Annotated in this window: 14 protein-coding genes; 10 read left to right on the forward strand and 4 right to left on the reverse strand. The window is 68.2% G+C overall.

The genetic code is table 11. The features are described from left to right. The first annotated feature begins 51 nt into the window (after nt 1-51). The 7 genes from Q0907_RS16330 (at nt 52) to Q0907_RS16360 (ending at nt 8,805) form a co-directional block, all read left to right on the forward strand. Complete coding sequence (locus tag Q0907_RS16330; protein ID WP_299346811.1) at nt 52-507, forward strand: hypothetical protein; 456 nt, start codon at nt 52-54, stop codon at nt 505-507. A gap of 5 nt (nt 508-512) precedes the next feature. Then, nucleotides 513-1,310 (forward strand): SDR family oxidoreductase, encoded by a 798-nt coding sequence (locus Q0907_RS16335; protein ID WP_296282903.1) that lies wholly within the window; start codon nt 513-515, stop codon nt 1,308-1,310. A 127-nt stretch (nt 1,311-1,437) separates the two neighbouring features. Continuing rightward, nucleotides 1,438-2,643, forward strand: a complete 1,206-nt coding sequence (locus Q0907_RS16340) for an efflux RND transporter periplasmic adaptor subunit (protein WP_299346813.1) — start codon at nt 1,438-1,440, stop codon at nt 2,641-2,643. A 136-nt stretch (nt 2,644-2,779) separates the two neighbouring features. Further along, the gene (locus tag Q0907_RS16345) at nt 2,780-5,950 is read left to right on the forward strand and encodes a multidrug efflux RND transporter permease subunit (RefSeq protein WP_299346815.1); all 3,171 of its coding nucleotides are present in this window, start codon (nt 2,780-2,782) and stop codon (nt 5,948-5,950) included. 27 nt (nt 5,951-5,977) lie between these two features. Next, nucleotides 5,978-6,727, forward strand: a complete 750-nt coding sequence (locus Q0907_RS16350; RefSeq protein WP_299346817.1) for an SDR family oxidoreductase — start codon at nt 5,978-5,980, stop codon at nt 6,725-6,727. After that, entirely contained in the window at nt 6,721-8,136 is a 1,416-nt protein-coding gene (locus Q0907_RS16355; RefSeq protein WP_299346819.1) for an efflux transporter outer membrane subunit, read from the forward strand. The genes Q0907_RS16350 and Q0907_RS16355 overlap by 7 nt, the downstream gene beginning before the upstream one ends. Nucleotides 8,137-8,286: 150 nt before the next feature. Next, entirely contained in the window at nt 8,287-8,805 is a 519-nt protein-coding gene (locus Q0907_RS16360; RefSeq protein WP_299346821.1) for an acyloxyacyl hydrolase, read from the forward strand. 128 nt (nt 8,806-8,933) lie between these two features. Here the strand turns inward: Q0907_RS16360 and Q0907_RS16365 are convergent, their stop codons facing one another. Together Q0907_RS16365 and Q0907_RS16370 are read right to left on the reverse strand one after the other, a co-directional pair. Continuing rightward, nucleotides 8,934-9,428, reverse strand: a complete 495-nt coding sequence (locus Q0907_RS16365; RefSeq protein ID WP_299346895.1) for a lipocalin family protein — start codon at nt 9,426-9,428, stop codon at nt 8,934-8,936. Between the two features lie 171 nt (nt 9,429-9,599). After that, a complete protein-coding gene (locus tag Q0907_RS16370; protein WP_299346823.1) occupies nt 9,600-9,953 on the reverse strand; it encodes a BON domain-containing protein in 354 nt (117 codons plus the stop codon). Between the two features lie 167 nt (nt 9,954-10,120). Between Q0907_RS16370 and Q0907_RS16375 the strand changes: the two genes are divergently transcribed. Next, on the forward strand, nt 10,121-11,173 hold the full coding sequence (locus Q0907_RS16375) for an oxidoreductase (RefSeq protein WP_299346825.1): 1,053 nt from the start codon (nt 10,121-10,123) through the stop codon (nt 11,171-11,173). 84 nt (nt 11,174-11,257) lie between these two features. On the opposite strand, the gene Q0907_RS16380 is transcribed toward Q0907_RS16375, so the two are convergent. Together Q0907_RS16380 and soxR are read right to left on the reverse strand one after the other, a co-directional pair. Beyond that, entirely contained in the window at nt 11,258-11,848 is a 591-nt protein-coding gene (locus Q0907_RS16380; RefSeq protein WP_299346827.1) for an HAD family hydrolase, read from the reverse strand. A gap of 4 nt (nt 11,849-11,852) precedes the next feature. Beyond that, on the reverse strand, nt 11,853-12,329 hold the full coding sequence (soxR, locus tag Q0907_RS16385) for a redox-sensitive transcriptional activator SoxR (protein WP_299346828.1): 477 nt from the start codon (nt 12,327-12,329) through the stop codon (nt 11,853-11,855). Between the two features lie 68 nt (nt 12,330-12,397). Here soxR and Q0907_RS16390 point away from each other — a divergent pair, with 68 nt between their 5' ends. After that, complete coding sequence (locus Q0907_RS16390) at nt 12,398-12,970, forward strand: NAD(P)H-dependent oxidoreductase (protein ID WP_299346829.1); 573 nt, start codon at nt 12,398-12,400, stop codon at nt 12,968-12,970. Nucleotides 12,971-13,022: 52 nt separating this feature from the next. Then, nucleotides 13,023-14,870 carry an ABC transporter ATP-binding protein gene (locus Q0907_RS16395; RefSeq protein ID WP_299346831.1) on the forward strand — a complete coding sequence of 616 codons (1,848 nt, stop codon included), beginning with the start codon at nt 13,023-13,025 and terminating at the stop codon, nt 14,868-14,870. Nucleotides 14,871-15,078 lie beyond the last annotated feature (208 nt).

Consider the following 15,078-nt stretch of genomic DNA (forward strand, 5'->3'; position numbering starts at 1 on the left):
CAAGGTGATGTCGGCTTCCGGGATTATCCCGATCACGGGAGGATTCATCCCATGAGCGGGACACTTGCCCGACGTGCGCCGACGAGCGGCACCCCCTGCGAAGCGCCGGTCGCATTGCGGCTGGCGACCTGCCGCGCCTTCGTCGCCCCCAGGGGCGATGACGCGCAGGATCAGGCAATCGCACAGCAGGATCCGGATATCGCGGCCACGACGATGCTGGCCACACTGGCCGCCATGCCCGTTTCCTTCCCGAATGCCGCCATGCGTTGGCTGCGTGCCGTTGCACGTGCGCTGGTCGCGCGCCTCCACGCGCCGGCCGATCCGTCGACGCCCTCCCCCACGACGGGTCGGCCGGTGGCACGCCTGCCGCTGGCCGGCCAGCGCGCCGGCTTCCGCGAATTCACCCTGCCGCGTCCGCAGGCGGATGACGTGCGGCAACGCCTGCAGGTGAAATCGGCGGGCGTGAGCGGGCGCATTGCGGCACCGCTCACGCGGAGCGCGCGGTGAACGCCATGACGGACACGCTGACCCCGGGCGCGCTCGTGATGGGCGCCAGCGGCAACGTCGGCTTCGGCGTGGTCGGCGCGTTGCTGGAGGCCGGCAGCCCGGTGCTGGCGGTGGGCCGCGAAGGCCCGCGCATGAGCGCGCTGGCCGAGCACTTCGAGGACGAGCCGGGACTGCAGCTGCTGTATTCGCCCTGCGTGCACGACGATCGCGGCGCCGCGCGCCTGGCCGACGAAATACGCGAACGTGGCCGCCCCCTGCGCGCCGTGTTCGCGAGCATGGGCACGCCACTGCAGAGCGGGCGCCTGCTCGACCGTCCGGCGTCGTTCCTGCTGGAGAAGCTGGAGGCCGATCTCATCCCGCACCTGGCCGCCGCCCGCCACCTGATTCCCCTGCTCTCCGAAAGCCAGACCGCCGCGAACTACGTGCTGATCGGCGGTCCCTACGCGGAGCGCGGCTGGTCCGGCTACGGCCACGCCTCAGTGACCGGTGCGGCGGTGCGCATGCTGACCCAGGTGCTGCATGAGGAAGCGCAGACCCTGGGCGTACGCGTGCAGCTGCTGTCGGTCGACAAGCCGGTGTGCACGCCGGAGAACGCGATCAACGCCTGCGCGGAATGGCCGGATGCGCTGGCGGTCGGACGCAGTGCCGTCGCGCTGTTGGCGCGTGGCGGGCGTGCGACGCAGTCCATCGTCACCTGGTCCGCGCAGGACGCGAAGCCGCCGGCGCAGACGCTCGCGCGCGACTTCGAAGACGCGCTGTGGGCGGTGGCCGGCGCTCCACGCAATGGCCGCGCCTCCGCCTGAGCGTCACGCCATCGAGCCCTCGCCCGTCCCTGCCATGCCGACCCCGATCCACCGCTTGACCTCAACCTGACTTCAGGTCGCACCCTTCCCGCCCGATTCCTCCTCTCCCCCAAAGAGACCACCACCCATGAACACGCCTTCCCCTTCTTCTACGCGTACGCAGCGCCAGCTCGCGCTCGCCGCCTTCAGTGCCCTCGCCCTCGCCGTGCTGGCCGGTTGCAGTGGCCAGGCCGCCGAACAGGGCGCGCCGCCACCGCCAGAGGTCAGCGTGGCGGCCGTCCCGGTCAAGTCGATCAGCCAGTGGGACGAATTCAGCGGCCGCGTCGAAGCCATCGAACACGTCGACCTGCGCCCGCGCGTCTCGGGGTACATCGACCGCGTCAACTACACCGAAGGCCAGGAAGTGAAGAAGGGCGACGTCCTCTTCACCATCGACGCGCGCAGTTATCGCGCCGAACTGGCGCGCGCGCAGGCCGAACTCGCACGCGCCCGCACCCAGGCCGACCTCGGCCGCAGCGAAGCGGCGCGCGCCAAGCGCCTGTCCGACGTGCAGGCGTTGTCGACCGAAGAGTACGAGCAGCGCCGCGCCAATGCCGACCAGGCGCAGGCGAACGTCGCCGCCGCCCAGGCTGCCGTTGAAAGCGCCCGGCTCAATCTGGAATGGACCCAGGTGCGCGCTCCCATCGACGGTCGCGCCGGCCGCGCGCTGGTCACCGCCGGCAACCTGGTCAGCGCGGGCGACGCCGCCAGCGTGCTGACCACGGTCGTTTCACTGGACAAGGTGCACGTGCACTTCGATGCCGACGAACGCGCGTTCCTTCGTTACGCCGAGATGGCCCGCAAGGGCGAACGTCCCAGCGAGCGCGACGGCAAGGTGCCGGTGCAGGTGGCGCTGGCCGACGAAACCGACTTCCCGCATGCGGGCGTGGTCGACTTCCTCGACAACCAGGTCGACCGCAGCACGGGCACCATCCGCGCCCGCGCGCTGCTCGACAATGCCGACCGCACGTTCACGCCGGGCCTGTACGCCCGCGTTCGCCTGCTCGGCAGCGGCGAGTTCAAGGCCGCGCTGGTCGACGACAAGGCCGTGCTGACCGACCAGGACCGCAAGTACGTCTACGTGGTCGACAAGGAAGGCAAGGCGCAGCGCCGCGACGTGAAGATCGGCCGCATGGCCGATGGCCTGCGCATCGTCGAACAGGGCCTGGCCGCTGGCGACAAGGTGATCGTCAGCGGGGTGCAGAAGGTCTTCTTCCCCGGCATGCCGGTGCAGGCCAAGGCGGTGGCGATGGGCGCAGCGCAGGCGCCCGCCACCACCGTGGCGATGAAGTAACCGCATCACCCGCGCAGGCGGATCCGCGTCGCCCACGGGTGCGCGGATCGGCTGACATGCCGCGTCGAACCGTTTCCGACCACCGCCCCTCGGCGGTGGCCAGTCCCTTGCATCTTCATTTCCAGGAAATCCACCCATGGACTTCTCCCGTTTCTTCATCGACCGGCCGATCTTCGCCGCCGTGCTGTCGATCGTGATCTTCGCCGCCGGCCTGATCTCGATTCCGCTGCTGCCGATCGGCGAGTACCCCGAAGTGGTGCCGCCGTCGGTCGTCGTGCGCACGGTGTATCCGGGCGCCAACCCCAAGGTCATCGCCGAGACCGTCGCCACGCCGCTCGAGGAAGCGATCAACGGCGTCGAGGACATGATGTACATCAAGTCCGTCGCCGGCTCCGACGGCGTGCTCTCGCTGACCGTGACCTTCAAGCCGGGCACCGATCCGGACGAGGCCGCCGTGCGCGTGCAGAACCGCGTGGCGCAGGCACAGGCACGCCTGCCCGAGGACGTGCGCCGGCAGGGCGTGACCACGCAGAAGCAGTCGCCGGTGTTCCTGATGGTCGTGCACCTGACCTCCAAGGACGGCAGGTACGACTCGCTGTACCTGCGCAACTACATGCGCCTGCACGTGAAAGACGAACTGGCGCGCATCCCCGGCGTCGGCGACGCGCAGCAGTTCGGCGGCGGCGACTACGCCATGCGCCTGTGGCTGGACCCGGACAAGGTCGCCTCGCGCGGCATGACGGCCGGCGACGTGCTGCGCGCCGTGCGCGAGCAGAACGTGCAGGTCTCGGCCGGCCAGCTGGGCGCCGAACCGATGCCGAACGGCAGCGACTTCCTGCTGCCGATCAACGCCAAGGGCCGCCTGGAGACCGTCGAGGAATTCGGCAACATCGTGCTGAAGAGCGGCACCGACGGCGAGATCGTGCGCTTGGCCGACGTGGCCCGCATCGAGCTGGCCGCCGGCGACTACACGCTGCGCGCGCGCCTGGACGGCAAGAACGCCTCGGCGATCGGCATCTTCCAGGCACCCGGCGCCAATGCGCTGGAAATCCGCGACGCCGTGGTGGCGAAGATGGACGAGATCCGCCCCACCCTGCCGCCGGGCGTGGAAATCCAGTCGATCTACGACACCACGATCTTCGTCCGCGATTCGATCAAGTCCGTGGTCAGCACGCTGCTGGAAGCCACCCTGCTGGTGGTGCTGGTGGTGATCCTGTTCCTGCAGACCTGGCGTGCCTCGATCATCCCGCTGCTGGCGGTACCGGTGTCGGTGGTCGGCACGTTCGCGGTGCTGTACCTGCTGGGCTATTCGATCAATACGCTGACCCTGTTCGGCCTGGTGCTGGCGATCGGCATCGTGGTGGACGACGCCATCGTGGTGGTGGAGAACGTCGAGCGCCACATCGAGCACGGCGCCACGCCGCTGCAGGCGGCGCACCTGGCCATGAAGGAAGTGTCGGGCCCGATCATCGCGATCGCGCTGGTGCTGTGCGCGGTGTTCGTGCCGATGGCGTTCCTGACCGGCGTGACCGGCCAGTTCTACAAGCAGTTCGCCGTCACCATCGCCATTTCCACCGTCATCTCGGCGATCAACTCGCTGACCCTGTCGCCGGCTCTGGCCGCCAAGCTGCTGAAACCGCACGATGCCGCGAAGGACGCGCCGTCGCGTCTGATCGACCGCCTGTTCGGCTGGCTGTTCCGTCCGTTCAACCGCTTCTTCAAGCGCAACTCCGAGCGTTATGAAGGCGCGGTGTCGCGCGCCCTCGGCAAGCGCGGCGCGGTGTTCGCGGTGTACGTGGTGTTGCTGATCGGCGCAGGCCTGATGTTCCGGACGGTGCCGGCCGGCTTCATCCCGGTGCAGGACAAGCTGTACCTGATCGCCGGCGTGAAGATGCCGGAAGGCGCATCGATCGAACGCACCGACGCGGTACTGAAGAAGATGGCTGCGATCGCCAAGGACGTGGACGGCGTGTCGAACGAAGTCGCGTTCCCGGGCCTCAACCCGTTGCAGTTCACCAACACCCCGAACAACGGCGTGGTGTTCTTCACCCTGAAGCCCTTCAGCGAGCGCTCGCGCAGCGCGGCCGAGATCACCGCCGAGCTCAACCAGAAGTTCGCCGGCATCCAGGAAGGCTTCACCTTCGCCTTCATGCCGCCACCGATCCAAGGCCTGGGCAACGGGTCGGGCTGGTCGCTGTTCGTCGAGGACCGCACCCGCCTGGGTTACGGCGAGTTGCAGAATGCGGTGCAGGCGTTCCAGGGCGCGGCGTCGCAGACGCCCGGCCTGGGCTTCCCGATCAGCAGCTACCAGGCCAACGTGCCGCAGCTGGATGCCGACGTCGACCGCGTGAAGGCGAAGGCGCAGGGCGTGCCGCTCACCGAGCTGTTCGACACACTGCAGACCTACCTGGGGTCGGCGTACGTCAACGACTTCAACATGTTCGGCCGTACCTGGCAGGTCATCGCGCAGGCCGACGGTCCGTTCCGCGACAACGTCGAGGACATCGCCAACCTCCGCACCCGCAACGCCAACGGCGAGATGGTGCCGGTGGGCAGCATGGTGAACATCAAGCAGACCTACGGCCCCGACCCGGTGATCCGCTTCAACGGCTATCCGGCCGCCGACCTGCTGGGCGAAGCCGATCCGCGCGTGCTGTCGTCCGGCGAAGCGATGGTCAAGGTCACCGAATTGGCGCAGCAGGTGCTGCCGCCCGGCATGGGCATCGACTGGAGCGACCTGAGCTACCAGCAGGCGACCCAGGGCAAGGCGGCGCTGGTGGTGTTCCCGCTGGCCGTCCTGCTGGCTTTCCTGGTGCTGGCCGCCCTGTACGAGAGCTGGACGCTGCCGTTGGCGGTGATCCTGATCGTGCCGATGACCCTGCTGTCGGCGCTGTTCGGCGTGTGGGTGATGGGCGGCGACAACAACGTGTTCGTGCAGGTGGGCCTGGTGGTGCTGATGGGCCTGGCGTGCAAGAACGCGATCCTGATCGTCGAGTTCGCCCGCGAACTGGAGCTGCAGGGCAAGGGCATCGTGGAGTCCGCCCTGGAAGCCTGCCGCCTGCGCCTGCGCCCCATCGTCATGACCTCGGTCGCCTTCATCGCCGGCACCGTGCCGCTGGTGCTGTCGTCGGGTGCCGGTGCGGAGGTACGCTCGGTCACCGGCATCACCGTGTTCGCCGGCATGCTGGGCGTCACCCTGTTCGGTCTGTTCCTGACCCCGGGGTTCTACGTGGCCCTGCGCAAGCTCGCCCATCGTCCGCTCGTTTCCCATGCCCCGGCCACCGCCGACGCGCATGTCCATTCCTGATCCATCCCTACATCACGAGGCAAAGCCATGAACACGTCATCCAAGATCGCGCTGGTCACCGGCGCCACCCGCGGCATCGGCCGTGAGACCGTCCGCCAACTGGCCGAAGCCGGCGTGCACACGCTGCTGGCCGGCCGCAATCGCGACAGGGCCATGGAAGCCGCGCTGGACCTGCAGTCGCAGGGCCTCCCGGTGGAAGCGATCGCGCTGGACGTCACCGACAGCGCCAGCATCGCCGCCGCCGTGAAGGAGATCGAGCAGCGCCACGGCAGGCTCGACATCCTGGTCAACAATGCCGGCATCCTGGTCGACGATCCCACCCGGGGCGTCTCGGGCCAGGCGCTGGACACCTGGCGCACCACGTTCGACACCAACCTGTTCGGCCTGATCGAAACCACGCAGGCGTTCCTGCCGCTGCTGCGCAAGTCCGACGCCGGCCGCATCGTCAACGTGTCCAGCCTGCTGGGCTCGCTGTCGGAGCACCAGAACCCGGCGTCCTTCATCTACGACTTCAAGGGCGTGCCGGCCTACAACGTCTCCAAGAGCGCGGTGAACGCGTGGACCATCCACCTGGCGCACGAACTCAAGGACACCGGCATCAAGGTCAACACCATCCACCCGGGTTACGTGCAGACCGACATGAACAAGGCCGGCGACCAGCAGAACGGCGAGCTGTCCGTGCCGGAGGGCGCGCGCACCAGCGTGCAGCTCGCGCTGATCGGCAACGACGGTCCGACCGGTGGTTACTACTACTTCGACCAGGTGCTGCCATGGTGATCCGTCCGCTCGTCATCGCCGTCGCGTCGGTGGTGCTGGCCGGCTGCGTCACCGTGGGTCCCGACTACGTGGCGCCGCAGACCGCGCCGGCCACGCTGCAGCACGCGGGCTCCGCCGACTACGTGGCCGACCATCCGGTCGCCGCGTGGTGGAGCCAGTTCGACGACCCGGTGCTCGACCAGCTGGTACGCGAATCGCTGCTCGCCAACCCCGACGTGCGCATCGCAGTCTCGCGCGTGGACGAAGCACGCGCGGTGTTCTCCGAACGGCGCTGGGACCTGGCGCCGCACGTGACCGCCGGCGTGGAAGGCACCCGCACCAAGCAGCCCGTCGAGGGCCAGGGCCGCGTGGAGACCGACAGCTACTCCGCCGGCTTCGATGCGGCCTGGGAACTGGACCTGTTCGGCCGCGTGCGCCGCAGTGCCGAGGCCGCGCATGCGGACCTGCAGGCGCAGCGCAACGATCTGCAGGCGGCACAGGTGACCGTGGCCGCGGAAGTGGCGCGCAACTATTTCGAGTTGCGCGGCACGCAGAAGCGGCTGGACGTCGCGCGGCGGATCCTGGTCAGCCTGGGCGAGACCCAACGCCTGACCGAGTCGCGCTTCGACCTTGGCGCCGGCAGCCAACTGGAAGTGCAGAGCAGCCTTGCCCGCGTGAAGGCGGTCGAGGCCGAGGTGCCGCTGCTGGAGACCGCCGAAGGGCAGTCGCGCCATCGCCTCGCGGTGCTGGTCGGCAAGCGCCCGGGTGAGCTCGATGCGTTGCTCGCTCCGCGCGAACCCCCGGCGTTCGCCAAGGCCTTGCCGATCGGCGACACCACTGAACTGCTGCGCCAGCGGCCGGACGTGCGCGCCGCCGAACGTCGCCTGGCCGCGGCCACGGCGCGCGTGGGCGTCGCCACCGCAGACCTGTTCCCTCGGGTCAGCCTGCGCGGCTTCGTCGGTTTCCTGTCCGGCGGCTGGGGCAACCTGTTCAACGGCGACAACCGTGCCTGGCAGGTAACGCCCTCGATCAGCTGGGCCGCGTTCGACATGGGCAGCGTGCGTGCACGCCTGCGCGCGAGCGAAGCCCAGGCCGACGGCGTGGCCGCGCAGTACGAGAAGACCGTGCTGGGCGCGCTGGAAGATACGGAAAACGCACTGCTGTCCTATGCCAAGCAGCAGGCCCAGCTGAAATTCCGGCTGGAACAATCCGTTGCCGCGCGCCGTGCAGCAGAGCTGGCCGAAGTCCGGTATCGTGCCGGCTCGTCGGACTTCCTCACCCTGCTGGACGCCCAGCGCACGCAGCTCGCTGCGGACGATGCGCTCGCGCAAGCCGAAGCCGGCGTCAACGTCGGGGTGGTGGCGATCTACAAGTCGCTGGGCGGCTGGGGCGAACAGGATGTCGCGCCCGCGCTCGCGGCGCAGCCCTGAGCGGGCCGTCACGCCGCCTTCCCGACAATCCACCGAATGCCGCGCCCCCGGGCGCGGTCCTTCCCACCCTTCCGAGTGTCATCCGTGTCCGCTGCACACCGTAACGCCGCAACTCCTGCTTCGATCCCCTCGCCCTTTCTCCGTCGCTCCGTGCTCCGCCCGGTGTTCGGGTTGCTGCTGGCCGCCGCGACGACGCAGGCATTCGCCGCCGAGCCGCGCAGCGCGTGGTACGTGCAGGGCGGTGTCGCCGAGGATGCGCAATCGCTGACCGTCGGCATGAGCCGCGACTGGCAGTGGGAGAAGCAGTACCGCTACGGTCACATCAGCGGCCAGTGGCAGGGCGAAGTCGCGCGCTGGCACAGCGACAGCCAGAACAGCACGCAACTAGGCGTGACCCCGGCGCTGCGCTGGCGCCCGAACGGCTGGGACAACGGTTGGTTCGTCGAAGGCGGCATCGGCGTGAACGTCATCTTCCCCAAGTACGACACGCGGAAGAAAGAATTCAGCACCACCTTCAACTTCGGCGACCACATCGCCGTTGGCAAGCGCTTCGGCGCCGACCAGCAACACGAGTGGTCGCTGCGGTTCCAGCATTTCTCCAACGGCCGGATCAAGAATCCGAACCCGGGCGAGAACTTCCTGCAGTTCCGCTACACGCAGCGGTTCTGAGGGCGGACTGCTCCCCTGTAGGAGCGACGTAAGTCGCGACCGCGAGACGCACGTACCACCGATCCTTCCGGTGCGATCAATCGCGACTTACGTCGCTCCCACAGATGCCGACGCCGCCTGGATGCGACCTACTTCAGCGGCGCCGCCACGATCAGCGGCGACAGGTCGTACCCCATGGCCTCGGCTTTCGCCTTGAGCTGTTCGAACTGCGCACGGTCCATCGACGGCTCGCGCGACAGGATCCACAGGTACTTGCGGTCCGGTTCGCCGACCATCGCCCACTGGTAGTCCGGATCGAGCGCGATCACCCAGTAGTCCGCCCACACCATGGGCAGCCACGACAGCCATTCGGGCGCGAAGCGCACCTCCAGCCTGCCGGGATGGCCCTCGACCGGACGTGCCTCCCCGGTCGACTGGTCCATGCTGCCGTCCTTCGTGCGGCATGCGTTCACCACGCTGATGGTGCCGGCCTTCTCGACGCCGTAACGCGCGGTAATGTCGCCCACGCACTGGCGCTGGAAGAACATGGGCAGGTGTGCGATCTCGTGCCATTGACCCGCATAGCGGGCAATGTCGAGGTGCGGCACCGAGGTGACGGGTTCAGCGGCGTGCGCGGCGGTCATGCCTGCGGCCAGGCACAGGGCCAGCGCTGCGCGTGCGGCCAGGGAGCGATGTGTCATGCGGATGTCCCCTGTCGTGGGAAATAAGAGCGGCTTACGGCACAGACAGAGAAGCGGATGCATCCTTCGCTGGGATGCACCCGCTTCGTGCCACACCGGTCGTGCAGAAAGGGATTACTTCGTAACCAGGGTCAGGCCACTGGCTTCGACCTTCTTCACGCCCTTGATCTGCTTGGCGACGGCGATCGCCTTGTCCTTCTGCGCCTGGCTGGCGACAGCGCCCGACAGCATCACGGTGCCGTCGACGGTCTCGACCTTGATGTCCAGGCCCGACACGTTCTCGGTTGCCAGCAGATCGGCCTTCACCTTGGTGGTGATCCAGGTGTCGGTCACCGGCTGGTTGGAATCGTTCTGGGTGTTCTCTTCCGGCTCATTCGGCGGGTTGGCGGCCATGGCCTGCGCCGCGGAGAACAGCAGGGCGGCGGACAGCGCGGCGGCCAACATCGAGCGGGCACGTGCATGGGTCATGATCGTCTCCTTGGTCGTGGTGCGCTCGCAGTACCGGCGCCATCCCGTACAACACGCGTGAAAAACGCACGCGGATCCTGAAAGGTGTTGCGGGGGGTTCATGCTCGTGCACGTGAGGTCAACGCTCACCTTCGCTTACCATGCGCGCAGACACGGGAGCATCGCGCATGGGCAGTCATCTGAATGTGGCGCTAGTCGGGTACGGCTTCGTCGGCAAGGTTTTTCATGCACCGCTGATCCACGCCACACCCGGTCTGCGGCTGCATGCCGTGGTATCGCGCGACGCCACCAAGGTGCATCGCGACTGGCCCGATGCGGTTGTCGTGGCAGACCCGCTGATGGCCTTTGCCGATCCGGCAGTGGACGTGGTGGTGATCGCATCGCCCAACGCGTCGCATGCGCCGCTCGCGATGGCTGCCCTGGGCGAAGGCAAGCACGTGGTGGTGGACAAGCCCTTCACGATCACGCTGCACGAAGCGCACGGCGTGGTAGCGGCTGCATCGCGCGCCGGCCGCATCGTCAGCGTGTTCCAGAACCGGCGCTGGGACGCGGACTTCCTGACCGTGCAGCGCCTGGTCGGCGACGGCACGCTCGGCCGCGTCGCGGAATTCCATTCGCACTTCGACCGTTTCCGCCCCGTCGTGCAGGACCGCTGGCGTGAACGCGACGAGCCCGGTGGTGGCCTCTGGTACGACCTGGGACCGCATCTGCTCGACCAGGCCCTCCAGCTGTTCGGCATGCCGGAAGCGATCAGCGTCGACGTCGCCCGGCTGCGCGATGGTGCGCAAGCGCCGGATTACGTCCACGCGACGCTGCGCTACCCGACGCTGCGCGTGCACCTGCATGCGGGCACGCTGGTGGCCGGCAACGGACTGCGCTTTGCCGTGCATGGTACGCGCGGCAGCTACCTCAAGCACGGCCTGGACGTGCAGGAAGACCAGTTGCGCGCGGGCGTGGTACCCGGCGCGCCGGGCTGGGGCGTGGACACGCGTGCGGGTGAACTCGTGTGTGAGCGCGAAGGACGACTCGTCGCGGAAGTCGCCCATCCCGAGGCCGGCGACTATCGCCGCTACTACGCCGCGGTCCGCGATGCCGTGCTGCAGGGCAGCGCGCCGCCGGTCACGCCGCAGCAGGCGCTGGATGTCATGCGGCTGATCGAGCTGGGCGTGCGGAGCAGTGAGGAGCGGCGCGAGATGGTGGTCGATGTGGGAGCGACGTGAGTCGCGACCGATATGCATTTTTGCACCGAACGTCTACCGCTTCCGGCTCTCGCGACTTACGTCGCTCCCACAACAACAATTCCCTCAAGCCACCGCCTGCCCGCGATAGGTCCGATGATGCGCCATCGCCAGCATCGCGTTGTCTTCGTGCGTATCGCCGTAGGCGTGGATGGCGGCGTAGGCCTGCGGGTCGCACAGCGCGCGTACGCGGCGCACCTTCTCCTCGCCGACGCATTGCGCCCCGGCATAGCCGGTGATGCGCCCATCGCGTTCGGCCAGCACCGAACACAGCAGTTCGACGCCCTGCGTCGCGCACCACGGCGCGAGGTAGACATCCAGCCCGCCCGACACCACGACGATGCGATCGCCGCGCTCGCGGTGCCACGCCAGTCGCGCCATCGCCTCCGGCCGCAGCACGTCCGGCAGCACCTCGCGCGCGAAGGCGTCGCCCTGCGCACGCAGGCGCGAGGCGTCCACCCCGCGCAATCCCACCTGCACGATGCTGGCGCGGGTGAGATTGCCGGCCACCCAACCGCGCCGGTAGCCGAACACCACCGGCGCCAGCAGCACGCCGCCGACCAGCAGTCGCGGCCGCGCGACGGCGTGCCGCATGAAATCCGGAAACGTCTCGCGCGTGGTCAGCGTGCCGTCGAAGTCGAAAAGGGCCAGATCCATTGCGTCAGCCCTCCGCTTCCAGCAACCGCGCCCCGGGGCCGTCCTCGCCCAGTTCGTCCCACGGATTGCGCAGCGGGCAGGCCTTCAACGACAGACAGCCGCAGCCGATGCAGCCATCGAGCTGGTCGCGCAGGCGGGTGAGGCTGGCGATGCGCGCATCGAGCGCGGCGTGCCAGCGCGCGGAGAGTTTCTTCCAGTCGGCGGCGGTCGGCGTGCGGCTCTCCGGCAGCGACGACAGCGCGGCCTGGATCTCCGCCAGCGGAATGCCGGTGCGCTGTGCCACCTTGATGACGGCCACGCGGCGCAGCACTTCGCGCGGATAGCGGCGCTGGTTGCCGGCGTTGCGCCAACTGTGGATCAGGCCCTTGGATTCGTAGAAGTGCAGCGTGGAGACGGCGACGCCCGCGCGCGCGGCGACCTGGCCGACCGTGAGCTCCGCTTCGATGGGGGGATGCTTCAGGGAATGCTGTTTTCCGGACATGGTGCATTGACCTCAAGAATGCTTGAGGTTCTACCCTGCGTTTCCCCGTCCTGGCAAGCGCAGCGTCCATGTCCGCCCCTCTCCACCTGGCCCTGCTGTATGGCAGCACGCGCGAAGGCCGCTTCTGCGACACCGTCGCCGACTGGTTGCGCACACAGCTGGCCCTGCGGCGCGACTACACTGTCGACGCCATCGATCCTGCCCTGCTCGACCTTCCGCACCGCCACGGCGGCGCACCGAGCGCCGACCTGGTGAATCTGCAACAACGCGTCTGGCGCGCCGACGCCTTCGTGGTGGTGGTGCCGGAGTACAATCATGGTTATCCATCCGCGTTGAAATTCGTGATCGATTCGGTCCAGGCCCACTGGCAGGCCAAACCGGTCGCGTTCGTCGCCTATGGGGGCCACAGCGGCGGCGTCCGCGCGGCGGAACAGTTGCGGCAGGTGTTCTCCGGCCTGCATGCGGTGCCGGTCCGCGATGGCGTGTATTTCACCCAGGCGTGGGACCGCTTCGACACCGGAGGCAGGCCGCGCGACGGCGACGCCAGCGAACGCGCCGCCCGCCGCATGCTGGACCAGCTCGCCTGGTACGGCCACGCGCTCCGCCAGGCGCGCGCGGCCTGGCCCTATCCCGCCGGCTGAGCCGGTACGTTTTCCCCGGCGCGCCGATGCGCGCCCACGATGGACCGACCCGATGTTCCGATTCTTCGAAACCCGCATCAATCCGTATCCGAAGGGCGAGCCCACCACGCCGCCGCGGAAGCTGCTGCCGTTCCTGCTGCACTACTCGCGGCCGTTGCTGCCGTGGCTGGTGGTGATGTCGGTGCTGACCGGCGTGATCTCCGCGCTGGAGATCACCTTCTTCGACTACATGGGCCAGCTGGTCGACTGGATGGGCAGCACCGGTCGCGACAGTTTCCTGCAGGTGCATGGCCAGAAGCTGCTGTGGATGGGCGTGCTGGTGCTGGTGGCCTACCCGCTGCTGGTGCTGGTGCAGTCGCTGATCATCCACCAGACCATCTTCGGCAACTACCCGATGATCGCCCGCTGGCTGTCGCACCGTTACCTGCTGCGGCAGAGCGTGGGCTTCTTCCAGGACGAGTTCGCCGGCCGCATTTCGCAGAAGGTCATGCAGACCGCGCTGTCGATCCGCGAGACGGTGATGAAGCTGATGGACGTGTTCGTCTACGTCGTCGTCTACTTCGTCGGCACCGTGGTGCTGGTGGCGCAGGCCGATGTGTGGCTGGTGCTGCCGCTGGTGGTCTGGCTGGTCAGCTACCTGCTGCTGGTGTTCCATTTCGTGCCGCGCCTGCAGAAGGTGTCGATGGCGCAGTCGGACGCGCGCGCGCAGATGACCGGCCGCATCGTCGACAGCTACACCAACATCCAGACCATCAAGCTGTTCGCCCACACCATGCGCGAGCAGGACTACGCCCGTGGCGCCATGGACGAATTCATGGTCACCGTGCACGCGCAGATGCGGCTGGTCACCCAGCTGACCGTCAGCCTGCACACGCTCAATGCGTTCCTGCTGGCCAGCGTGGCCGGTGTGGCGATCTGGGCCTGGCTGCAGTCGTCGATCTCGATGGGCGCGATCGCCGTGGCCATCGCCCTGGTGATGCGCATCCGCTCGATGTCGGACTGGATCCTGTGGGAAGTGGCCGGGCTGTTCGAGAACATCGGCACGGTCGAGGACGGCATGGGCACGCTGGCGCAGCCGCTGGCCATCGCCGATACCAAGGACGCGAAGGACCTGGACGTCGCGCATGGCGAGATCCGCTTCGACCACGTGAAGTTCCACTACGGCCGCGAGGCCAAGGTGATCGACGACCTGTCGCTGGTCATCAAGCCGGGCGAGAAGGTCGGCATCGTCGGCCGCTCCGGTGCCGGCAAGTCGACGCTGGTGAACCTGCTGCTGCGCTTCTACGACGTGGAAGGCGGCCGCATCCTGATCGACGGCCAGGACGTGGCGCATGTCACCCAGGAATCGCTGCGCCGGAACATCGGCATGGTCACCCAGGATACCTCGCTGCTGCACCGCTCGATCCGCGACAACATCCGCTACGGCCGTCCCGACGCCACCGAAAAGGAACTGCTGCAGGCCTCCGAGCGCGCGCATGCCGACGAGTTCATCCGCGGGCTCACCGATGCCAAGGGCCGCAGCGGCTACGACACCCAGGTGGGCGAGCGCGGCGTGAAGCTCTCCGGCGGCCAGCGCCAGCGCGTGGCGATCGCGCGCGTGCTGTTGAAGGACGCCCCGATCTTGGTGCTGGACGAAGCGACCTCCGCGCTGGATTCGGAAGTCGAGGCCGCCATCCAGGAACAGCTCTACGCGCTGATGGCAGGCAAGACCGTCATCGCCATCGCGCACCGCCTGTGCACCATCGCCGTGCTCGACCGCCTGATCGTGATGGACGGCGGCCGCGTGATCGAAAGCGGCAGCCACGAGGCGTTGCTGCAACAGGACGGTTTGTACGCGGCGTTGTGGCGCCGGCAGTCCGGCGGCTTCATCGGCGTGGATCTGGAAGACGTCGAGGCATGATGTCTTTCCCTCTCCCCGTGCAACGGGGAGAGGGTGCCGAAGGCGGGTGAGGGGTGACGAAGCCAGCGGCGTCGACGCGGCATCGCCACTTCCGACCTCGCGATCCCAAAGCGCAGTGCTTTCCCGGTCCGTCATCGCGCGCGCCCCTCATCCGGCCTCCGGCCACCTACTCCCCGCCGCGCGGGGAGAAGGGAACAAAAAAGCCGCC

This window comes from uncultured Pseudoxanthomonas sp. (assembly GCF_947498795.1).
Classification (GTDB): Bacteria; Pseudomonadota; Gammaproteobacteria; order Xanthomonadales; family Xanthomonadaceae; genus Pseudoxanthomonas_A.